General features: G+C 63.5%; 22 protein-coding genes and 1 tRNA gene. 11 read left to right on the top strand and 12 right to left on the bottom strand.

Going from position 1 to position 21,272, the window contains the following annotated elements:
• Nucleotides 1-141 precede the first annotated feature (141 nt).
• Nucleotides 142-1,464 carry a cytochrome P450 gene (locus tag SM753_RS08915; protein ID WP_323191330.1) on the bottom strand — a complete coding sequence of 441 codons (1,323 nt, stop codon included), beginning with the start codon at nt 1,462-1,464 and terminating at the stop codon, nt 142-144.
• On the bottom strand, nt 1,461-2,081 hold the full coding sequence (locus tag SM753_RS08910) for a hypothetical protein (protein WP_323191329.1): 621 nt from the start codon (nt 2,079-2,081) through the stop codon (nt 1,461-1,463). The genes SM753_RS08915 and SM753_RS08910 overlap by 4 nt, the downstream gene beginning before the upstream one ends.
• 140 nt (nt 2,082-2,221) lie before the next feature.
• Between SM753_RS08910 and SM753_RS08905 the strand changes: the two genes are divergently transcribed.
• The gene (locus tag SM753_RS08905; RefSeq protein ID WP_323191328.1) at nt 2,222-2,875 is read left to right on the top strand and encodes a helix-hairpin-helix domain-containing protein; all 654 of its coding nucleotides are present in this window, start codon (nt 2,222-2,224) and stop codon (nt 2,873-2,875) included.
• 1 nt (nt 2,876) lies between these two features.
• Here the strand turns inward: SM753_RS08905 and SM753_RS08900 are convergent, their stop codons facing one another.
• Nucleotides 2,877-3,926: a hypothetical protein gene (locus SM753_RS08900; RefSeq protein WP_323191327.1), complete on the bottom strand. Its 1,050-nt coding sequence runs from the start codon at nt 3,924-3,926 to the stop codon at nt 2,877-2,879.
• 231 nt (nt 3,927-4,157) lie between these two features.
• Between SM753_RS08900 and SM753_RS08895 the strand changes: the two genes are divergently transcribed.
• A complete protein-coding gene (locus SM753_RS08895) occupies nt 4,158-4,796 on the top strand; it encodes a zinc-ribbon domain-containing protein (protein WP_323191326.1) in 639 nt (212 codons plus the stop codon).
• Between the two features lie 97 nt (nt 4,797-4,893).
• Here SM753_RS08895 and SM753_RS08890 read toward each other — a convergent pair.
• Nucleotides 4,894-4,966, bottom strand: a tRNA-Gln gene (locus tag SM753_RS08890).
• Nucleotides 4,967-5,355: 389 nt separating this feature from the next.
• On the opposite strand from SM753_RS08890, the gene SM753_RS08885 reads away from it, so the two are divergent.
• From SM753_RS08885 to SM753_RS08870, 4 genes are all read left to right on the top strand, one after another.
• A complete protein-coding gene (locus SM753_RS08885) occupies nt 5,356-5,982 on the top strand; it encodes an IMP cyclohydrolase (RefSeq protein WP_323191325.1) in 627 nt (208 codons plus the stop codon).
• 50 nt (nt 5,983-6,032) lie between these two features.
• Nucleotides 6,033-6,692 carry a metallophosphoesterase family protein gene (locus SM753_RS08880; protein ID WP_323191324.1) on the top strand — a complete coding sequence of 220 codons (660 nt, stop codon included), beginning with the start codon at nt 6,033-6,035 and terminating at the stop codon, nt 6,690-6,692.
• Between the two features lie 69 nt (nt 6,693-6,761).
• Nucleotides 6,762-7,103: a hypothetical protein gene (locus SM753_RS08875; protein ID WP_323191323.1), complete on the top strand. Its 342-nt coding sequence runs from the start codon at nt 6,762-6,764 to the stop codon at nt 7,101-7,103.
• Nucleotides 7,103-7,288 carry a hypothetical protein gene (locus SM753_RS08870; protein WP_323191322.1) on the top strand — a complete coding sequence of 62 codons (186 nt, stop codon included), beginning with the start codon at nt 7,103-7,105 and terminating at the stop codon, nt 7,286-7,288. The genes SM753_RS08875 and SM753_RS08870 overlap by 1 nt, the downstream gene beginning before the upstream one ends.
• Nucleotides 7,289-7,306: 18 nt before the next feature.
• Here SM753_RS08870 and SM753_RS08865 read toward each other — a convergent pair whose 3' ends face one another.
• From SM753_RS08865 to SM753_RS08840, 6 genes are all read right to left on the bottom strand, one after another.
• On the bottom strand, nt 7,307-8,647 hold the full coding sequence (locus SM753_RS08865; RefSeq protein ID WP_323191321.1) for a tryptophanase: 1,341 nt from the start codon (nt 8,645-8,647) through the stop codon (nt 7,307-7,309).
• A gap of 152 nt (nt 8,648-8,799) precedes the next feature.
• The gene (locus SM753_RS08860) at nt 8,800-9,219 is read right to left on the bottom strand and encodes a Rieske 2Fe-2S domain-containing protein (protein ID WP_323191320.1); all 420 of its coding nucleotides are present in this window, start codon (nt 9,217-9,219) and stop codon (nt 8,800-8,802) included.
• Nucleotides 9,220-9,398: 179 nt separating this feature from the next.
• Nucleotides 9,399-9,593 (bottom strand): cold-shock protein, encoded by a 195-nt coding sequence (locus SM753_RS08855; RefSeq protein WP_135535192.1) that lies wholly within the window; start codon nt 9,591-9,593, stop codon nt 9,399-9,401.
• A 65-nt stretch (nt 9,594-9,658) separates the two neighbouring features.
• A complete protein-coding gene (locus tag SM753_RS08850; RefSeq protein ID WP_323191319.1) occupies nt 9,659-9,898 on the bottom strand; it encodes a hypothetical protein in 240 nt (79 codons plus the stop codon).
• Between the two features lie 317 nt (nt 9,899-10,215).
• Nucleotides 10,216-11,394 (bottom strand): aspartate kinase, encoded by a 1,179-nt coding sequence (locus SM753_RS08845; RefSeq protein WP_323191318.1) that lies wholly within the window; start codon nt 11,392-11,394, stop codon nt 10,216-10,218.
• A 187-nt stretch (nt 11,395-11,581) separates the two neighbouring features.
• The gene (locus SM753_RS08840) at nt 11,582-12,712 is read right to left on the bottom strand and encodes an ATPase domain-containing protein (protein ID WP_323191317.1); all 1,131 of its coding nucleotides are present in this window, start codon (nt 12,710-12,712) and stop codon (nt 11,582-11,584) included.
• 97 nt (nt 12,713-12,809) lie between these two features.
• Here SM753_RS08840 and SM753_RS08835 point away from each other — a divergent pair, with 97 nt between their 5' ends.
• Nucleotides 12,810-13,235 (top strand): hypothetical protein, encoded by a 426-nt coding sequence (locus tag SM753_RS08835; RefSeq protein ID WP_135535188.1) that lies wholly within the window; start codon nt 12,810-12,812, stop codon nt 13,233-13,235.
• A 526-nt stretch (nt 13,236-13,761) separates the two neighbouring features.
• Here the strand turns inward: SM753_RS08835 and SM753_RS08830 are convergent.
• Nucleotides 13,762-15,405, bottom strand: coding sequence for a DNA-directed DNA polymerase II small subunit (locus tag SM753_RS08830; RefSeq protein WP_323191316.1), 1,644 nt, complete (start codon nt 15,403-15,405; stop codon nt 13,762-13,764).
• A gap of 130 nt (nt 15,406-15,535) precedes the next feature.
• Here SM753_RS08830 and SM753_RS08825 point away from each other — a divergent pair, with 130 nt between their 5' ends.
• Nucleotides 15,536-16,354 carry a S26 family signal peptidase gene (locus SM753_RS08825; RefSeq protein ID WP_323191315.1) on the top strand — a complete coding sequence of 273 codons (819 nt, stop codon included), beginning with the start codon at nt 15,536-15,538 and terminating at the stop codon, nt 16,352-16,354.
• A gap of 344 nt (nt 16,355-16,698) precedes the next feature.
• On the opposite strand, the gene SM753_RS08820 is transcribed toward SM753_RS08825, so the two are convergent.
• On the bottom strand, nt 16,699-18,192 hold the full coding sequence (locus tag SM753_RS08820) for an ORC1-type DNA replication protein (RefSeq protein ID WP_323191314.1): 1,494 nt from the start codon (nt 18,190-18,192) through the stop codon (nt 16,699-16,701).
• Nucleotides 18,193-19,388: 1,196 nt separating this feature from the next.
• Here SM753_RS08820 and SM753_RS08815 point away from each other — a divergent pair.
• From SM753_RS08815 to SM753_RS08805, 3 genes are read left to right on the top strand one after another with little or no spacing between them, the layout of a single operon-like run.
• Nucleotides 19,389-20,030 carry an Era-like GTP-binding protein gene (locus tag SM753_RS08815; RefSeq protein WP_135535277.1) on the top strand — a complete coding sequence of 214 codons (642 nt, stop codon included), beginning with the start codon at nt 19,389-19,391 and terminating at the stop codon, nt 20,028-20,030.
• Between the two features lie 4 nt (nt 20,031-20,034).
• A complete protein-coding gene (locus SM753_RS08810) occupies nt 20,035-20,421 on the top strand; it encodes a DUF2073 domain-containing protein (RefSeq protein ID WP_135535184.1) in 387 nt (128 codons plus the stop codon).
• The gene (locus SM753_RS08805) at nt 20,421-21,179 is read left to right on the top strand and encodes a Zn-ribbon containing protein (protein ID WP_323191313.1); all 759 of its coding nucleotides are present in this window, start codon (nt 20,421-20,423) and stop codon (nt 21,177-21,179) included. Before SM753_RS08810 ends, SM753_RS08805 begins: the two co-directional genes overlap by 1 nt.
• The last annotated feature ends 93 nt before the right edge of the window (nt 21,180-21,272 follow it).

The following is a 21,272-nucleotide window of genomic DNA, read 5'->3' as shown; positions in this document are numbered from 1 at the left end:
GGTTCACGACGGCTATCAGTGGAGACACCTGGACGCCGGCCAGTATCTCGTCGGTCCAAGGAGTCGTCCACCGGCGGCACTTCCCTCACCGTCCAGACGCGGGACGAACTGCTCGCACGCGGCGCATACCACCCCACGCAGTCAGTCGCGTTCGGTGACGGCCATCGGCACCGCGCCGTCAGGTTGCGTCGTCATCTGCGGGTCGAGTTCGAGGGCGAAGTCAGCCGGCGCGTCAAGGCGGTACCGCTGACCGATAGTCGCGAGCACCAGTTTCGCCTCGAACAGCGCGAACGCCCGGCCGATGCAGGTTCGCCGGCCGCCGCCGAACGGGGCGTAGGCGAACTCGTGTCTCTCACGGTCGGACGCCTCGGTCCACCGCTCCGGTCGGAACGCGCCGGGGTCGTCGTAGAACTCCCCGTTTCGATGTACCTGCCGGACCGAGAGGTGGACTTCGCTGTCGGCCGGGATGCGGTAGCCGTCGACGTCGACTGCGTCCTCGGTTCGGCGCGGGATGGTGTGGACCGGGGGGTAGAGCCGCATCGCTTCCCGGAGGACGCTATCCGCGTAATCGAGTCGCTCGACGTCCGCAGCGGTCGGCTCGCGCCCGTCGACAACCGCGTCGAGTTCGGCGTAGAGCCGGTCGCGCACGTCCGGATGTTCCGATAGGAGATACCAGGTGTACGTCAGGGCAAGCGCCGTCGTCTCGTGACCGGCGAACGTGAACGTCACTAGCTGGTCTTTGATCGTCTCGTCAGTCGGACCCCGTCCGTCGGCGGCGTCGCGGACTGCGAGGAGTTTTGAGACGAGGTCGTCGCCCGCGCCGTCCGCCCGCTCCCGGGCCCGAACGAGACGGTCGACCTCCTCCCGGAGTCGTTGCGACGAGTTTCGGAACCGCCGCCGCGCGGGCGTCGGTACCCACGTCGGGAGCGCCCACGACGACGGCGCGAACCACGCGTTCAGTCCGTTCGCGGCGGCGTAGAGGTCCGCGTCGGCCGTCGGGTCCAGTTCGCGTCCGAACAGCGTCGCGAACAGCACTTCGAGCGTGAGGGTTTTCATCTCGCTCGCAACGTCCAGCGTCTCGCCGGGCGACCACCGTTCCGCGCGACGCTCTATCTGCTCGACCATGGTGTCTCCGTACCCTCGGATCCGGTCGGCGTAGAAGAACGGCTGAAGCTGGTCCCGCTGTCGCCGCCACCGGTCGCCCTCGGTTGAGAGCAGGCCGGAGCCGAACGCCCGCGAGAAATCCTCCGTTTTCCCGAACCGGTCGACGTCCGTCACGAGCACCTGTCTGAAGTGCTCCGGATGCGTGAGGACGTAGACGTCCGTCCCGACGACATCCATCCGGAACGCGTCGCCCGCCTCGCCGGTAGCCCGGTCGAGAAAACCGAACGGGTCGCGGGCGAACGCCACGGTGTGGCCCAGAACGGGCAGTCCAGAGGGGGTCGGAACCTCCTGGTTACTCATGGTCGGATCTCGCGCGCGGCGGTATTGAAAGCGTCACTCTCCCGGCCCCGAACGTACCGGAAGCACGCGAGGACGCCGGCGGCCAACAGGAGACCGCCGATAGATTCCGGCCACGTGTGCGCGCCGGCGAGGGGACGGGCGACGACCATTCCGACCGGGGCGGCAAGCAGCGGCGAAAACCGGCGGTCGAGCAGGGCCAGATAGCCCGCCGGTGCGGCGGCGTAGGCAACGTGACTCGACACGTCCCAGAACGGCGTCAGCAGGAGGTGAGGGACGGTTAGACCGAGGAGTACCGCCGAAAGCGCCGGGAGTAGCGGTCCCCAGATTCGGAGCCGCCAGACCGCCCAGAGGAGAAAGAAGCCGACAGCGATGCCGAGGCTACCGGTGAAATCCGGCCCCCACTCCGGGACGGTGTCGAAGAGAACTGGACCCGCGTCGTAAACGACGTACGCGACGGCCCAGGCCGCGGCGAGTGCTCCTACCCGGACTGCGAGCCCCGGATAGTTCCTCGCTGGTGCGGCCCGCCATTCGTAGCCGATCAGCGCGAGCGTACAGAGGAGGACGAAGTACTCGGGCGCGAACACCGCGGAAAACGTCCCGGCGACAGACGACACCATGTCGGCGAGATGAACGGTGACGCCTATCGACGTTTCGGTTCGCGGAAGCGTCGTTCCGCTGAGCGAGAGTATCGACCCGTCCCGCGCCGGCGACGAACCTGACGTTCATACCGAACGGGCGTCTACGTTCGGTTGATCGTATGGCCGTCTCCGCACTCGTAGACGACCGGGAGCCGCCCGCGGTCGCGGCGGCGTTACGGAGCCACGCGGACGTGGATGCCGTCGAGGTCCGCCGTCTCGCCGCCGGCGACATCGTCATCAGGAACGTCGGGTTCGAACGGAAGACGAGCGACGACTACCTGCAGTCGACGATAGGTCGCGTCGGGTCGGACCTGGAAGCGCAGGTCCGGCAGATGAACGAGACGTACGACCACGCGTACGTCCTCATCGAAGGGGACCTCCGAGAGGTCGAAAGCCGCCGGCCCGGCGTCCCGGACGCGTCGGTTCGGGGGACCGTGGCGTCGATCACCGCCCGGTTAGGAACGCCGGTGATCCCGTGCGGCGACGGCAAGCGACTCGCCGACGTTGCCGTTCGCCTGGCGCGCAAACACACCGAAGAGCCGTCAGCGCGCGCCCTGTCGACCGGCGCAGTGACCAGCCGAACTGAACCCGTCGCCAAGCGGATGTACGGCTGTATCGACGGCGTCGGTCCCGGGACTGCGGACGCACTGTACGAAACGTTTCCGTCGGTCGAGTCGCTGGTCGCCGCCACGGAAGAGGAGCTACTGGCAGTTGAGGGCGTCGGCCCGAAGCGCGCGGCGGCGATCTACGAAGCGTTTCGTCGAGAGGGGTGAACTAGCCGGCAGTCCGTCGCCACGTCTCGGCGAGATCTGCAAGGTAGTCGGCGTACTCCCGCACGGCCTCGGACCAGCGCTCGCCGGAACGAGTTCCCGCAGAGTTCCCGCCGCAGACCGCTCGCAGGTCGTCGAGCGTCGACGCCGAGTACGGCGACGCGTGACGCATCATCTGAAAGACGACTGATTCCGCCGGTCGGTCCGCGTCCAGATCCGGGTCGCGGACGGACTCGCGGAGTGTCTCGGGATCCATGTCGAGGTGAACGCTCGAACCGGGGATGCTCTTCGACATCTTGGGCGTGTCGTCGACCCCGTCTACGAGTCGGGAGTACAGGCCGACCACTGACCCGTCGACGCCGGCGCGTTCGCGAACCGCGTCGATGTGGCGAGCGAGGCCGACGTTGTCAGCGCCGAGAGCGAGAAGAACGCGCTCGTACTCGTCTTTCAGCAGCGGGTTGATCGAGTCTGCGGCGAGGAGGAGTCCGCACAACTCCCGGGAGAACTCGGTCGCGTCGCTTGACTCGTCAAGGTCGTCGTAGGCAGCGTCGAGCGCCTCCTCGAACTCTGTCGACCGTTCGTCCCGTCCGTCTCCCGCGTCGGGATCGTAGTCTCTCGCGAGCAGGAATCCGGTGTGCAAGACGCCGTGAGACTCGTCCTGTGAGTAGATCCGTCCGCGCTCGGGATCGAACCCCATCTCCAGCGCGAGTTTCCGGTAGCGCTCGGCGCGTGCGCGGAGGATTTCGATATCGGCTTCGCCCGCGTTGTACACCACCATATCCGCGAGAACCAGTTGCACGTGGAATCCGGCGCGCTGGAGGTCGACGGCCGACTGGATCTGTCCCAGCGTTCCGACGTGTGGGGCACCAGTCATCGAGAGACCCACTGAAACGCACGTTTCGGCCGGGGTCGCTCGCGCCACTGCGTCGGCGTCCTCGGTGAACGCGAAGCGGTTCCGGCCGTACGACGCCGACAGGTCACCGATCGGCACGTCGACCGCGTCGTAGCCGCGGCGTTCTCGAACCGCTTCGTAGTGCGCCTGGAGTTGCGACATGGGCCACGATATGTTCGCTGTGGATAAAATGATAATTCGTGACTAGGTAGCATCTGTCAGGCGGATTTGCGCAGATCGACGAGGGACGATGCGCTACCGTACTCTCGTACTCGACAGAACGAACCCCTTAACGCACGGATATAAGTTAGAAGGGTCAGTACCACACGCTCAGGTGAAAGAGATCCGGACGATGACCACGAACGCCACACCCTCAAAGACGGGAGACAGAGCATGAACAGCGCCGATAGCGACCCGCACTGTCCGGAGTGTGGCGAACCCATCGGCCAGACGGCGACCTACTGCATGCACTGCTCGGCCGATCTGACTGCGGAACTCGAGTCCGGGGACACTAACGAGGACGGCGCGTGGGACGAAACGGGATCCCCGTCAGCGGGGACCGGGAAACGGACCGACGCCGGAGAGAGTTCCGCCTCGACCGGTAACGAACGCCCGGAGCAACTGCTGGCTCCGGACGGACTCGTGGATAATACGCTCACCGTCGTCGTCGGCATCGTCGGCGGGATTATCGTCGGCCTAGTGGGATCTATCGTGCTGGCAGTCCTGACCGGGAGCGGGTGGGCGCTCGCCTTCGGTTTCGTCGCGTGGCTCGGGGCCACCGCGTATCTCGTCCGTCGCCGCACAGTCCAGGGCGCTGTCGCAAAGAGCGGCTACGCGGTCGCTATCGTACTGTTGTTGGTGCCCGTGATCGCGCTCAGTCCCGGGATCACGGTCGACGGCGGCATCGAGGGACGAGGCGGCCTGCTTCTCGTGCTGTTTCTGTTCGTCGCTATCCCCGCGGGTATCTCGGCCGCGATCGGCTGGGTCGCCGCTCGGTTCGTCCCTGAAAACGCCGGCGGCAGCGAAGGCTGACGGGAGAACGCTTTCAGAAAGCAGCGTCTCGAACCCGCCGGAAAGGACGCCCTCGGTCAGGTGCCACTGCTGGAATGAGAGACGTTAGAATTTCGAGTAGTCCATCCTGGATTCGAACCAGGGTCGAAGCCCCCAGAAGGCTTCAGGATTGGCCGCTACCCCAATGGACTTGACACGTTCGCCGGTTTCCGGCTATCCGACGCTTCACCCTTCAGTAACGCGTTTCCGCATTTGAGTGTTTCGAACTCGTTCGGGTCTGAAAGAGAGGACTGGTTAGTCACTCGTTCACATCGTTCCGGTACGGATCGCCTTCACCTGCGGTAGGAGTCGGGATGGGATAGCGCCCCTTCCGATGGCAGTTTGTTTACCCACCGTCTAAGTCACGAGAATCTCTGATTCTCGAACGACTCCGTGAGAAAGGGGACTCCGCCTCGAAAGAAGTTGAACCTCAGCGACCTACGCTCGGGCACTGGGAACACGACAGGACAAGCGATCGTCTCCACCCGTCGAACGCACGCGTATCGACACCTCTTTTTCCCGCTTCCGTCCACGTTCGCGTATGTACATCGGACGCTTCGTCGTCGTCGGTACGGACGCGGCCGCGTACCGCGTCTCCTCCCGGTCGTTTCCCAACCGCCGGATCGCGGAGCGCGAGGACGCGCTGACCGTCGGTCCGACCGAGGACGCACCGGAAACGGACAACCCGTACATCTCATACAACTGCGTGCGGACCGCGAGCGGCGCGGCGGTGCTTGGCAACGGTTCGCACGTCGACCCGATAACCGAGAAGATCGAACTCGGCTATCCCGCGCGGGACGCCCTCGCGGAGAGCCTGCTAGCGCTTGACTACGAGAAAGACGAGTACGACACGCCGCGGGTCGCCGGCGTCCTCTGCGGCGGGTCGGGTGAACGCTCGTCGGACGGGGATGCCGACGGCGAGGTCGGCAAGCAGGCGTACGTCGGCATCGTCCGAAAGGACGCACTGATCGTCGAGCGGGTCGAGGAGCCGACGCTCGTCGCGACGTACGAAACGGACAGCCCCGAGGCGTTCGACTTCGAGGCGACCGACGCCGAGACCGCCGCGCGCGAAGCGTTCGACCTTGAATTCGAACACGCGGTGTGTGCCGCCGGTGTCGCGCGGACCGACAGCGGGTTCGAGACGGCGGTCGTCAACGGCGACGAGTAGGACGGAAAGAGCGGACAACCCTCAAGGACCGCGCCCGTTTCAGTGTACTCATGCGATTGGGTGTGATCTCGGACGTGCACGGTAACAAGGTGGCGCTGGACGCGGTGCTTGAGGACATGCCGGCCGTGGACGGCCTGCTCTGTGCCGGCGATGTCGTCGGCTACAACCCCTGGCACGCCGAGTGCGTCGACGCGGTCCGGGAGCGGAACGTCCCGACGGTGATGGGCAATCACGACCGCGCAGTGGCGACCGGAACCGAGTTCCGGTTCAACAGCATGGCCGGCGCGGGCGTCGAACACGCGAGAGAGACGCTGTCGGACGACCAGGTCGAGTGGCTGGCCGCGCTGCCGGACGAGCGCGTCGAGTGCGACGGCCGCGTGAAAATCGTCCACGGCCACCCCGACGACCCGGACCGGTACACGTATCCCGACGACTTCTCCCCGCATCTGCTGGGCGACGAGGACGCGTTGATCATGGGTCACACACACGTTCAGGGCCACGAGCAGTACGAGGAGGGAATCGTGATGAACCCCGGCAGCGTCGGTCAACCGCGGGACGGCGACCCGCGGGCCGCGTATGCCGTTCTCGATCTCGACGCGCTGACGGTCGAGGAGTACCGGGTCGAGTACGACGTCGCTGAAGTGCAACGGGTAGTCGAGGAGGCCGGCCTCCCGCGGAAGATCGGATCCCGGCTGAAGAAGGGGCGGTAAGCGAACTGAATGGTCCGTACAGGGGTACGAGCGAACAGTTAACCCGTCGTGCGGAGTATACCCGATGCGATGTCTGTGACAGACATGTTCAGGGGAAGGGGAACGGATTCACGACTGTACTTCGCCATCGGCGGCCTGTCGCTGCTGAAGGCGTTCGTGTTGCGAAACGACCGGCAGCGCTTCCGTTCGGAACTCAAGGACGCGGCGATGTTTCTCGCGGTCGGGCTGTTCCTGCGGCGCGCCGAGCAGCGGCGGACCGACAAGGTGGCCGACATCGACATGATCCGACAGGAGGTAAAGCGGCGGTTCGGCGGCGGCCAGACCAAACAGAGCGGTGGTCTCCGGAGTCGGCTGGGACGGGGCCAGCAGACCCAGTCCAGGTCGCTTCCCGAGCGACTGTTCGGCCGGTGATGCCGACCTTCGACTGCGGGCGGTGCAACACCACCATCGACACTCAGGAGCGGCACGCGACAGTCGAAACCGAAGTAGTCGACCCTGACGGCGAAGCGGTCGAACCGTCGTCGCAGTTTCTCTGCCTCGACTGCTACGACGACCTGCAGGCGTTTATCGACGGGACGGGCGGAGATCGGGGGTAGTGACCCGTTTCCGTGGCGTCAGACGGGCTGGAGTCGCGCCGAGAAGTGGCGTAACTCCGCCATTTCGGGTTCGTCTATCACTTCCAACCCGGATATCGCGTCCGCTCGGTCAGCGACCGCGGCGAACGTGTCGACGACGTGTTCGACGTGTTCTCGGCTGTACGTCCGACGGGGAAGCGCCAGTCGAACGAGGTCGGGCCGGTCGGTTCCGGGGAACGCGAACTCGCCGAGTTCGACGGCGCGAACGCCGCCCTCCCGATAGAGCTCACAGACCAACGCCTGCCCGGGGAACTCTTCGGTGGGGACGTGGGCGAACATCTCACCGGCGTCGACGTACACCGCGTGTCCGCCCGGCGGCCAGTACAGCGGGATGCCCGCATCGCGGAGTCGCTCGCCGAGGTCGCGGACCTGTTCGATCCGGTCTCGAACGCGGGCGAGGTCGACCGCCTCGCGGAGGCCAACGGCCATCGCCGCGAGGTCGCGACCGGCCATCCCGCCGTACGTCGGGAACCCCTCGAAGAGGATGGCGCGTTGCTTGACGCGGTCGAACAGGTCGGGGTCGCGGACGGCGACGAACCCGCCGGCGTTGACGAGACCTTCCTTCTTGCCGCTCATGACCAGCGCGTCCGCGTAGTCGAGTTGCTCGCGGGCGATGGACGCCACCGACGCCTCCTCGTAGCCTGGCTCGCGTTCGCGGACGAAGTACGCGTTCTCCGCGAAGCGGCAGGCGTCTATCACGAACGTCGCGTCTATCTCGTCGGCGAACTCGCGGGCGTCGCGGGTGTTCGCCACGCTGACCGGCTGTCCGGCCGCCGAGTTGTTAGTTATCGTCAGGACGACGACCGGTACGTTCTCGGCCCCGACCCGTTCGACGTGTTCCCGGGCGCGGTCGACCGAGAAGTTGCCTTTGAAGGGAGCGTCGGCGTCAGCGTCGAAGGCGATCTCAGCAGGGCAGTCCGCGGCTTCCGCGCCCTGATTGGCGACGTGGGCGCGAGTCGTGTCGAAGTGCGTGTTGTTGAGCACGACGTCGCCGTCGTCGACCAGTGCGCCGTAGAGGAGGTTCTCCGCGCCGCGTCCCTGGTGAGCGGGGACGACCCGCTCGAACCCCATCACGTCCTCGACGGCGGACTCCAGTTCGGCGAAACTCTCGCTGCCGGCGTAGGCCTCGTCGCCGCGGAGGAGGGCGGCCCACTGCTCGTCGCTCATCGCACCGGTGCCGCTGTCGGTCAGCAGGTCGACGTACACGTCGTCAGCGTTCAGGTTAAACACGTTGTAGCCCGCTTCGTCCAGATTAGCCTCGCGTGCCTCGCGGTCGGGTAGTTCGATCCGTTCGACCACTTTGGTCTTGTGCGCTTTCACGGCGCACACAAGGGAGTGCCTGCTGTTCAAACTAGCTGCGAGTATCTGGGTGACGGCAGACAGATTCGCCGGCGGGCGGTAGGTACACCGACTCCGCTGGACAGACGTATTCACTGGTGGCGAATGGTGACCGTTAGCGGTCCGTTCGGGGATCAGAAGCCGATATGCGACGTCGAATCGGGACCGTCGTTATCGTCGTCGATACCGCCCTCGTGTTCGAAGGCGACGTCGTCGTCAGTCAGATAGATGTCGCCGTGGGTGACAGTCACGTCGACGCCGGGAAGCGTCGTGTCTGCGGCGTCGCCGTTGTCGCAGTAGCCCGAACACGAGTCGAACATCGACCCGTGTTTCGGACAGATGATCTGGCCGTCCCGCATCGCCGCGCCGAATCCGCGGTCAAGTCGCTGAGCCTCGTGAGTGCAGCGGTTGATCCACGCCTCGACGTCGTCCCCCTCCTCGTCATCGCAGGGGACGAGGATGGCTTCGTCGAGTTCACCGTACTCGTCGCGGATGGTGAACAGCCAGGACCCCTCCTCCCGGACGGTGTCCACCGTCGTCAGTCGGTCAGCCATAGTAGCCGTGACAGAACCGAGCGTGAAAAACATCGCGGCAGTCGCCCGTACGTCCCCGCCGCGTCAGGTGCGGCGAGTCGTCGGTACTGCACTCCGTGTACCGTAGAGTCCCGACTCGTGGGGGTAGTGTACTCGAAAAATGTCGTTTACAGCGATCGTCGTGAAACGATAGTCCGCGTTTACTCGCGAACGACGTTCGTCGCGCGAGGGCCCTTGGGGGCCTCTTCGATGTCGAACTCGATGTCCGTGCCTTCTTCGAGGTCTGCACCGCCAACGTCCTCCATGTGGAAGAAAACGTCGTCGTCCGCATCCTCAGTCTCGATAAATCCGTAGCCGCCAGTGTTGTTGAAGAAATCAACAGTTCCGTTTGCCATTGCAAATATACGTAGTGCTCATACATGGATAACACTTCCGAGGGTCGCGCTACCACGGTAGGGTGCTACGGATCGTTCTCCGGGTTCTCGTCCGTGTAAGTGACCACCAGTTTTCCCGTAGAATCGGCGTCGATCTGTTCGTGCAGGGACCTGAACTCCTCGACCATCTCGTTCATTCCCCGCTTGCCGTCTCCGACTTCCAAGTCCTCCTCCCGAAATCGGTTGTGTAACTCGTCGAGCGCCCTGGACACGATCCGCGCGTCGGACGCCGATTCGATCTCGAACGTCGCGGTGTGTTCAACCATAGCACGGATACTCGCCGCGCGGATAAAACTCCTGTCGAGCGTTCCAGCGACCGTCTGGTCCGAAGGATGGTTACGCCCGGACGAACCAGCGGCCGTGCTCGCGTCTCGTCGCGAGCACACGGGGAAAGGCAGGCACTCGGAGCGTGTCGCCACTACCGTGGCGACTCGCGCAGACTGGCGAACCTGGAACGATCGCCTGCGGCGCTCGTTGGCGTCTTCGCGAACAGAGAGAGTGACGGCTCGGAGGGCGCGAAGCGTCCTCCGGAAGACATTGAAAGGGCGCAACGAGCGCTGTCAAGCGCTCGCAAGGGCGTTCCTTAGAACCGCCGTTGCATGATCTCCAGCGCGTCCTCGCGGTCCTCCCAGTCGACGAAGAGGGCGACCGAGGTGGCGCTCGTGATCAGGTCGTACAGGTTGATGCCGGCGTCGGCCATCGGGTCGACGATAGCCTTGATGATGCCGGAGCGATTGGGGAGTTGGCCGCCGGTGACGCGGATGGCGGCGAGACCGCTCTCGACGGTGACGCTGGAGAGCGGTTCCTGGTCGACGACCTCGCGGTGAAGGACGGTTTCGGCCCGCTCGGCGGCGGCCTCATCGACGTAGAACGTGACTGAATCCATGCCGCTGGCGATGGCGTCGACGTTGACGTCAGCCTCGCCGAGCGCCGCCGTGAGTTCCTGAAGGATGCCCGAGCTGTTGCGGATGGCCCGGCCGGCGACCGTGAGGCAGGCGAGCGACTCCTCGCGCATGTCGACGAGGCTGTTGAACTCCCCTTCGACCTGGGTACCGCCTGTGAGCAGGTCGCCGTGCTGGTAGTGGACGACGCGTACGTCCATGTTGCTCGACTTGTACGAGAGCGCGCTGGGGGCGACGACCTCGGCCCCCCGGAACGAGAGGTTTCGGAGTTCGTCGACCGTGATCTTGCCAACGTTGCGCGCGCCCTCGACGACGCGGGGGTCGCCGGTCATGACGCCCTCGACGTCGGTGACGATGACGACTTCGTCGGCGTTCATGTACTTGCCGAGCATGACGGCCGTGGTGTCGCTGCCGCCGCGGCCGAGTGTGGTGACGTTGCCGTCGTGGTCCTGGGCGAGGAACCCGGTGATCACTGGAACGACGCCGTCTAACTGCTCAGCGAGCGCTGCGGCGCGACGCTTCGTCTCCTCGACGTCGACCTCGCCCGCCGCGTCGGTGATCACCGGCCACTGCTCGCTGCCGGGTTCGAGGAAGATGGCCTCGATGTCGCGAGCGGCGAGTGCGGCCTTGAGCATCCGCACGCTGGTCCGTTCGCCCATGCTAACGATCTGAGCGCGGTCGGCGTCGTCCGTCTCGAATGTGATCTCGTCGAGAAGTTCGTCGGTCGTCGACCCCATAGCGCTCGCGACGACGGCTATCTCGTGACCCGCCTCGACGGCGGTGGCGATGGAGTCCGCGGCGCGGTTGACGCGGTCGCCGCTGCCCAGGCTGGTTCCGCCGAACTTCGCGACTACGCGCATCCGATCACCCGTGGATTCGGACTAACTGCGATCATGGAATACCGTTGCCGTACCGCGCTGATAACTGTGTCCATCTCCGGTAATTTTGGGGGAGAAACGGTGTCCACTTGTGAGCGTTCCCGCTCGGGACCCGTGCCGGGTCGAGTCGTCGGGCCGTCCGACTGGAGCCCCGCGGTGCAACCGAATGCTACTCGTTGGAAGAGTCGATATCCGACTCGGCGTCAGCGCCGGGCGCGTCCGCACTGGGAGGGTCCGGAGGGGACGCGTCGCAATCCGCCTCTCGAACCCCGGAAGACCTCTCAGAGCCCCGAACCGGGTCAGTCATCCCGTTCGAGGACTCTCTGGGCCCCTGGTCAGTCGCGGCCATCTCCTCGGTCGGGTCGAACGTGACGAGACCGGTACCGTTCGTGAACTCGTAGGTCGCCCACTCCGAGATGGTGAGCACGTTGTTCATCTTTCGGACCCGGATCCGCCGAAGCAGCGTGTCGTCGACGATCTCGCCGTTGAGTTCCATGTCCACGATCCCGTCCGCGATGTACTCCAGGTCGTGCGGGAACGACTCCGCCTGTCCGGAGAAGGTCGCTCCGGCGAAGACGGGAACGAATCGACCCTTGCAAACATCGGCGCGGATATCTTTGACGAAGTTGTACGCCTGGACCGGTTGGACGAGCGTTCCGAGTTCGGTCAGCGAATCGATCAGGACGATACCTTCCTCGACCATCGATTCGGTTTCGAGGCAGTTGTCGAGTTTGTTCTCCAGTTCGGCCATGTCGCTCGGGTCACGGACCGACTTCGTCGCAGGGGCGGTAACGTTGGAGAGGTGTTGGTTCCACTGGCTCATCCGGTCGAGCATGCGGTTGCGGTCCTCCACGCGGTAGGTGAAACAGTCGAGTATCCGTAGTTGACCTCGTTCGAGAAAGGGAAGGACGTTCCAATCAAGCATGAGAAACGTTTCGACGACCGAAATCGGCGGTTCCTGAAAGGTCACGAAGACCGCAGATTCGCCGCGTTGCAGGGTTCGCCAGACGAGTTCGGCGTAGAGCGCCCCGGGACGAGTACCTGGCTGGCCCGAGAGGAGAACGAGAGAGTTACGCGGGAGACCCTCGGGAAGCGCGGTGTCGAGAGCTGAGACGCCCGTCGCGAAGCACCTGTGTCCGTGGTATTCGGTGAACACGCGATCGGACGACTGCAACGCGTCCCGGCAGGCGGTCGAGCAGAATTCGTACGTCGTCCCTTCGTAAGCGAGTTCGATCGGAGGTGTCGGATACGGAAGCCGACAGAAGTCACAACGGTCCGTCCCGTCGGGGCGTTCCGGCATACCCCGTAGATTGTGGCCGACGGGTTGAAAGTGTGCCGCCCGTCACCACCGCTCGCACGCCACGGTTTTTTCTGTGTGGGGCGATACCATGGAGGTGATGCGTATACGGGACGCCGTGGAGGCGGACGCGGACGACCTCGCCGGGATCGCGGACTCTCCCACCGACGTAATGCGGAACCTCGTACACGACCGCACGGTCCGCGTCGCCGAATCAGAGGAAGAAGAGACCGATCCGAACGCCGACGCAGACGAAGGGGGGCCGGATCTGCTCGGGTTCGTGAGCTTCGACGCGCGCGAAGACTGCGTCCACGTCACACAACTGGACGGCACTGAAGATGCCTGCGAGCGACTGCTCGGTGAGCCTGTTCGCTTCGCCGAACAGGAAGATATGTCGGTCGAGCTGATCGCACCCGAAACCGTCCCGCACGTCGCCGCCGCCGCGCGGAACATCGGATTCGACGAACGCGGGGCCGGCCCCCGATTCGAGGGAACACCGACGGTGAAATACCGTCTGGAACCGTAGCAAGGGATGGGAGGTTGTCGTCCGCACGCTCGGTTACCCGTTCGTCCGTCTCGAGCGTATCATCGAACGACCGCGACGATGACTCACGTCTCTCCCGCCCGAGTAGCGCCTGCCGTGGGACTCAACGCGGGTCTCGTCAGGACCGTTGACAACGCACACGTCGACGATCCGAGATCGGACTTGCAGAGTGCGATGGATGCCGCGCGATAATAACGAACAGACGGCACGTGTTGTCGCGAGAGGGATCGCCGTACACCCGCCTCGTCCGCCCTCGCGCCGATTCGTTAGGGCACGAACTGTCTGGCCGCGGGATTTCTTATAAACCTCTGGCTAGTCACTCGGCCGAACGATGCCGCGCGAGCATCGCGTGGCGACGGAGTCGCCTCGCCAGTGAGCGCGGGTGAGTGACGGGGAAGGGCAGGCACTCCGAGCGTGTCGTCGTAATCGAGACGACTCGCGCAGACTGGCGGGCCTGGTGGACATAAAAAGGGCGCAGTGCGCCGCGCCAGCGGCGCACAAGGGCTTTTTAGTGGAACTTTCGGATCGTGGGCTCCAGCGTGTCCAGGTCGACGACCGGCGCGAACCCGGCGTCCGGATCGATGTTGACCGACTTCTGGAACTCGGTCTGGGCCTGCCAGCAGCCGCTGTTTATCGAAAGCACGTTGTGATACTTGCCGACGCCGAGCTTGTGAACGTGGCCGGTGTGGAAGATATCAGGGACGCTGTCGATTGTGAGATAATCCTTCTCCTCGGGCGCGACGCGGAGGTGGCCCCCGTACTGCGGCGCGACGTGGCGCTTCTTCAGGAGGTGATGCATCGCCTTGTGTGGTTCGTCGTAACTGGCCTTGTCTTCGGGAAGTTCCGCGATGATCTCGTCCAGCGAAACGCCGTGGTACATCAGGACGGAGACGCCCTCGATAGTGACCGTCGAGGGGTTGCCGGTGATGCGGGCGTCGTGGGCGCTCATGATCTCGCGGAGCTCCTCGTCGAAGGCGGGTTGCGGCTCGGCGAGGCGGACGGCGTCGTGGTTGCCGGGGATCATGACGATCTCGATGTCGCCCGGCACCTCCTTGAGATGCTCCGAGAAGCGTTCGTACTGCTCGTAGATGTCGACGATGTCGAGTTCCTCGTCCTGGTCCGGATAGACGCCGACGCCCTCGACCATATCGCCGGCGATCAGCAGATACTCGATGGTTTCCGCTTCCGGGGTGTGAAGCCAGTCGGTAAAGCGGTGCCAGGCGTCCGTCATGAACTCCTGACTGCCGACGTGAACATCGCTGATGAGGGCGGCCTGAACGTGGCGGTCGGCGGTGTTCGGCGAGTACGTACGGGGAACGTCCGGGAAGTGGAGCGAGTCGACGAAGAGGATCCCGGCGTCGTCCGCTAGCGTTCCCTCCACGGCGATCACCTCGTCGCAGAGCAGTTCCTCGACTAGGTCCGCGATGTCGCGGTCTTTCATGACGAGACACGGAAACGTGCCCGTCGTGTCTTCGAGTTCGACTAGCCAGTGTCCGCTCGCAGTCGAGCGAATGTCGCTTATCATCCCGACTATCGCCGCTTCGCTCCCGCCGGGCATTGACTGAATCGCTTCGGCGGGGCGGTGATTCACGCGAGTCCGGAGTTTCTCTCCGAGGCGGTCGTACCGGTCGCGGAACACGGTAACGAAATCCTCGTATTCGCCCGTTCCGGTGCTCCTGCCGGTGATGTCGTTTCCGATCTCGATAGACCGAACCGATTGGTCGGCAGAACGGCCCGTCGATCCCTCCGTTTCGTCTGGAGAGTTATTAGAATGAGAGCGTCGTCCGTCGTCGGGTGTTGCAGTCGAAGCAGAGGGGTCCCGGTTCGGGCGGTCGGAGCCGGCCGTCTCTGGTGAGGCCGCGGCGTCAGTCGCGTCAGTCGTGTTCTCCGCCGGCGGTGCATCCACAGCGCCGGCCCGGGTCGACGCCGATTCGTTCATCGTAGCGGGGTCTCCCCCGGCGTCAGCGTCGAGTACGTCTCGGACGTGTTCGACCGAGAGAGTCAGCGCGCCCTCCGGCGCTTCGTCGACGGCGCGTTCGAGCGCGCGGGCGGGGTCGTCGGCCGAGGCGATGAGCGTCACGGCCTCGCGGTCAGCGTTGTACCCCCTGCTCGTGAGTTCGCGGACGATGCGAGCGGGGGCCTCCAGTGGCACACACCACTAATCCCGGGGAGAGTGCAAAAACGTAGCGGAACGGAACTTCCGGTTCGATTGACACCCGCGTCGGTTTCGTCGACCACCCATAACAGAAGGTTGATTTTGCGGAGGGGAGTATGCGGTGACGATGACTGACTCCGGAGACGGTGACACACCGGACCGTACCCCCCAGGAAGACGATCCGTCGGGGGAAGACGGGTCCACAGCGGTGGGTTCGGACCGGGCACCGCCCAGTAAAGCGGATTCTCACGGGAGTGACCGTGCCGACGCGGACCAAACGGCAGAGGAGCCGTCAGCCGCTCCGGGTTACACTGCCGGCGACGACGAGGACGAGAGGGCAAGCGAGAATCCGGTCACCTGGTTCCTCACGAGCGACAACGAGGGCGTCGCCGCTCTCCGAGACCTGCTGAGTACGATGGCTATCGTCGCGCTGGTCGGCTTGCTCCTGTTCGCCGTCAGCGGCATCTGGCCGCCACTGGTCGCGGTAGAAAGCGGGAGCATGGAACCCCACATGGAGGTAAACGACCTCGTGTTCATCGTCGATGAAGACCGGTTCGCGGGGGACGGTGCCGTTCACGGCGTCGTCACGTACCAGCGGGGAATCGAGACCGACGAGCGGAGTTTCGGGAGTTACGGCGACGTGATCGTCTTCAAACCGAACGGAGACGAGGGAATTCCGATAATCCACCGCGCCCGCTTTTACGTCGAGAAGGGCGAGAACTGGGTCAGCGAGGCGAACGAGTCGCACATCAGAGGCGACACCTGCGAGGAGGTGCAGAACTGCCCCGCGCCACACGACGGGTTCATCACGAAAGGCGACGATACGCCGTACTACGACCAGGTTGCCGGCCGAACCACCGTCGTCAAACCGAAGTGGATCGAGGGCCGTGCAGAAGTTCGAATCCCGTGGTTAGGCTGGATTCGCCTGCAGTTCGCTAAGCTGTAACCTCCCGTTCGGACGCCGTACGGGGCTTCTCCGTCGAATCTCCACTAGAAACGAGGGGGTTCAGATATGCGAATGTTCCACAGAATCATCGCCTGGAGGGAAGTTCCGGACACAAAACGGTGCTGTCGGGCCGGCCGCGCTCGGGCGCGCGAACGAACGTGAGCGCCCAGAGCGGACGGGGAAAGGCAGGTACTCCGAGCGTGCGCCGGCAACCGCCGGCGTCTTCGCGAGCGGAACGAGTGACGGCTCGGGAGATCGTTGCTCTCTCGGTGCTCGCGCAGACTGGCGGCTTGGAACGCATAAAATTGGCGCAGTGCGCCGCGCCAGCGGCGCACAAGGGCTTTTTAGTTGTCGAACCGAGCCTGCACGAACGGCTGAACGTCTTCGATATCTCCTAGTCGGGAGTCCGACAGGAGGACGGCTTCCGTCTCTTCGATAGGGACCGAGAGGCTGATCTCCTTGGTACGGCCGTAGCGACCCTTGCTGACGACTACCGCGTTGACGATGCCGAGCATATCCAGTTCGCTGATGAGGTCCGTTACGCGACGTTGAGTGAGAACGTCGGCGTCGATCTCCTCGCAGAGGCGCTTGTAGATGTTGTACACCTCGCCGGTGTTGACGTTGTGGACGCCGTTCTTTTCGAGAAGGATGATAGAGAAGAGGACGATCTTCGACTGCGTCGGGAGCGTCCGTACTACTTCGACCACTCTGTCGAGTTCGATCTTGTCCTGAGCCTGCCGGACGTGGTCCTCGTCGACGAGTTCCGACTGGTCGCGTTCGGCGAGTTCGCCCGCGGTGCGAAGCAGGTCAAGGGCGCGACGAGCGTCGCCGTGTTCCTGCGCGGCGAACGCGGCACAGAGCGGGATCACGTCGTCAGTCAACGCGTCCGCCTTGAACGCGACGTCGGAGCGGTGCTGGAGAATGTCCCGTAGCTGGTTCGCGTCGTACGGCGGGAAAACTATCTCCTCCTCGCCGAGGCTGGACTTGACGCGGGGGTCGAGGAAGTCAGTGAACTTCAGGTCGTTCGAGATCCCCATGATCGATACCCGCGAGTTCGCGAGCTCCGAGTTCATCCGCGAGAGGTTGTAGAGGGTGTCGTCGCCGGACTTCTCGACGAGCTTGTCGATCTCGTCGAGCATGATGACCACTACGCGCTCGTGGTAGTCGACCGCGTCGAAGAAGACGCTGTACACGCGGTCGGTTGGCCAGCCGGTCATCGGGACCGTCTCGAACTCCGCCTTGTCCGCCTCTAGTTCCGCGATGCGGTCGTCGACGGCGTCTATCGAATCGAAGTCGGCGTCGTCGAAGGCGGACATGTCTTCGAGCGCCGACTCGCGGAGTTCGCGAAGGTCCGCGAGCCACTCGTCGATGAGTCGCTCGTTCTCCTCGATGAACTTGTTCGCCAACTGCGCGAGTACGCGGTACTGCGTGTCCGTCACTTCGCAGTTGATGTACTCGACATCGCACGGCACCCGGTATTTCTGCGAGGTACTTTCGAGTTCCTGACTGACGAACTTGGCGCTGGCGGTCTTTCCGGTTCCGGTCTTCCCGTAGATGAGGATGTTCGACGGCGTCTCACCACGGAGTGCGGCGACGAGGATCGTCGCCATCTTGTTTATCTGCTCTTTCCGGTGCGGGAGTTCGTGCGGCGTGTACGACGGCCGCAACACCTCCTTGTTCTCGAATATCGGTTCCCCGGAGAGGAGGTCATCGAACAGCCCCTGGTTCTCCTCCTCCTCGTCCTCTAGAACGACATCGTCTAGGTCGACGTCGAAGTCCTGCGACGAGTCTATATCGACGCTCGCCGAATCGCTCGGTCCCGGTTCCTCGTTGGACATCTGTGTAGTTCAGTCACCCCTTCGTTTCATCTGGAGACCGCCCCGCGGAGAGAGAACGAATCCGACGTGATAGCCTCAGATGCCGGATCCACCGTCCAAATGTACCCACGGTCCGTCCAGTTGATGCAAACGAAGGGAAGGTAGACCAGGGTCTTAAAATCTTCCCTCTCGTTGACGAACCCGAAACAAGTGACTCGATCATGCCGTTAGAGAGCTTATAAAGCACGTTTTCGGGTTTTCAGTGAGCCAAACGAGTGACGGCCAATAGACCTGTCTGAGTGGAAGGAAGAAGAAGAAGCGCCGTATTTGGCTGTAGCGACGATCACGAGAAGGTAATCCAGCAGTGGCCGGATGACGTTTGGCCGAACTGAAGTATCCGTACCGTCGACGGGAAACGTCGGCCTACGATCGAAACGAACCGTTACCGACACCCGACTTTCAGGATACTAGTTTCGGGACGATAAAACCGGGCAAGAGAACGGAGATCGAGACGCCCGCAGCACACCCCCCACCCCTTCGTTTCAAGTGGAACTACCTAACAGACCATCCCCCGGGAGTCACTCAACCAGAGTCGGTTCGGTTGTTTCCCGTGGTGGGCCGGACCGCCGACCGAATTGCTAACGGTTTGTGATGGATCGTTTCATCCACAACACCGTCAATAAAACGCTATTTACCCATTACGGATATTGTTATTGTTGTAGTGTAATAAAATCAGCGCTACTAGACAGGGGATTCTCCCCCCACCCGGCCTTTCTCCGTTCCACCCGAAACGAAGGGGTGGGGGAGGTACCCCCTACCGTTTCGGGTCCAACCGGGGCACTGACATCCCCTTTCACTCTATAGACTACCTCACGTCTGACCAGTTCCCGAGTTAATAACCGGGAAAACCACCTGACAGCGACGGGGATTCTGATTCAGTCTCACTCTCCACCCCTCCGTTTCAGGTGGAAGTCGAACCACAGTTCTCCCTACCGCCGCGACCCTCCCGCCGCGTTGTTCGACTGATAGGACCGATACGTGACAGAACGATCAGATGAACCGTTGACAATTAGCCGAGATATTGTACTAGAACCGCATGACTGCGTGGCGATTAGACACGAAAAACACCCCTACCCAAGCGGATACATGTCTGACATAGGCTTAAGTGAGTCCGGTGTTGCTAGGTGGACAAGCACCTACGGGTGCGTGAGGTCAGGATGGGACTGATAAACGGACTCAAAGCAAGCATCTCACGGGCGAGAGATCGTCTGTTTGCGGACGACGAACAGAAACGTATCGGAATTTATGGACCGCCGAACGCCGGGAAGACTACCCTCGCCAACCGCATCGCGCGGGACTGGACGGGCGACGCAGTCGGCCCGGAAAGCCACATTCCACACGAAACACGACGCGCGCGACGGAAGGAAGACGTCGAAATCAAGCGCAACGGGAAATCGGTGACTATCGACATCGTCGACACGCCGGGCGTGACGACAAAAGTCGACTACGAGGAGTTCACCGAGTTCGACATGGAGAAAGAGGACGCCGTTCGGCGGTCCCGCGAGGCCACCGAAGGCGTCGCGGAGGCGATGCACTGGCTCCGCGAGGACGTAGACGGCGTCATCTACGTCCTCGATTCGACGGAGGACCCGTTCACGCAGGTGAACACGATGCTCATCGGCATCATCGAGAGCCGTGACCTGCCGGTGCTCATCTTCGCGAACAAGATCGACCTGGACGACTCGACTCAGCAACGCATCCGCAACGCGTTCCCCCAGCACGAGACGGTTCCCCTCTCGGCGCTGGAGGGCGACAACATGGACGAGGTCTACGACAAGATCGCGGAGTACTTCGGGTAACACTATGCCAGAAACAAAAGACCCGGACGACGACGGCGTTCAGATAGACCTCATCAGCGGCGAGCGGATGTCCGGCATGACGAGCATGGAGAAGATCCGGATGATCCTGGATGGCGTTCACGAGGGCAACATCGTCATTCTGGAGGAAGGACTCTCTCCCGACGAGGAAAGCCGACTGATCGAGGTGACGATGACCGAGATCAGTCCGGACGGGTTCAACGGGATCGAGATAGAGACGTACCCGCGCGCGAAGACGAACGATTCGAGCTTCCTCGACCGACTGATGGGCAAGGAGTCAGCGAACAAACTGACCGTCATCGGCCCGGCGAATCAGATCGAGACGCTCCACAAGGACGAGACGCTCATCAGCGCGCTCGTCTCTCGCCGATAATGCCCCACCAGTGTACGAACTGCGGCCGGACGTTCGCCGACGGCTCCAAGGAGATGCTGTCCGGCTGTCCGGACTGCGGCGGAAACAAGTTCCAGTTCGACCCCGGCGGTTCGCGGCCTGCGGGTGAGGCTACCGGCGACGCCGACGAGCGAACCCAGACCGACGCGGGCGATACCGGTCGGAGTAGCGGGGCGACGACCGCGAAGGCTGGATCCGCAGCGACGGGGGACACAACCGAGGCGAGTGACGACCGGGACTCTGGTGCGACCGGTCGAGTCGGTCGCGCACGCGAAACGGTGCAGGAGTGGGTCGGAACCGACTCGTCGGAAGCGAGCGCGGACGCGTCCGCTACGTCGGGGTCAGACGGCGGGAGAGGCGACGGTCGGAACGATGCAGAGCGTCGTTCAGCGAACCCTCGATCGACGCCGTCTCAGGAGGATTCCGCCCAGTCGAACGCGCGAACCGATGTCGTGACGCGCGACGAACTTCCGGACGATCCGCCGGACTCGGCGGATAGCTCCCCTGCAGCGGGCGAGGACGCGCAGGTCGCGGAAGTTCCGGACGGCGATCAGCCGGACCTCTCCGAACTCCGCGAGGAGCTCAACAATCAGTTCGAGAGCATCAAGATCGTCAGCCCCGGTCACTACGAACTCAACCTGATGGAACTGTACGACCGCGACGAGTACATCATCTCCCTGAAGGAAGACGGTCGGTACGTCATCGAAGTGCCCGAAACCTGGCGGTCCGACGCGGAGTGATCTCACCACCCCTCTGTTTCATCTCCAAATACCGCGATTCTATAGCCGAGAGTGGCTGTATGGGTATTTTCTGTTCTATGTGAAACAATGCCA

The organism is Halostella sp. PRR32, assembly GCF_034808085.1.
GTDB lineage: Archaea > Halobacteriota > Halobacteria > Halobacteriales > Natronoarchaeaceae > Halostella > Halostella pelagica.
This window is presented reverse-complemented; position numbering and strand designations above follow the sequence as displayed.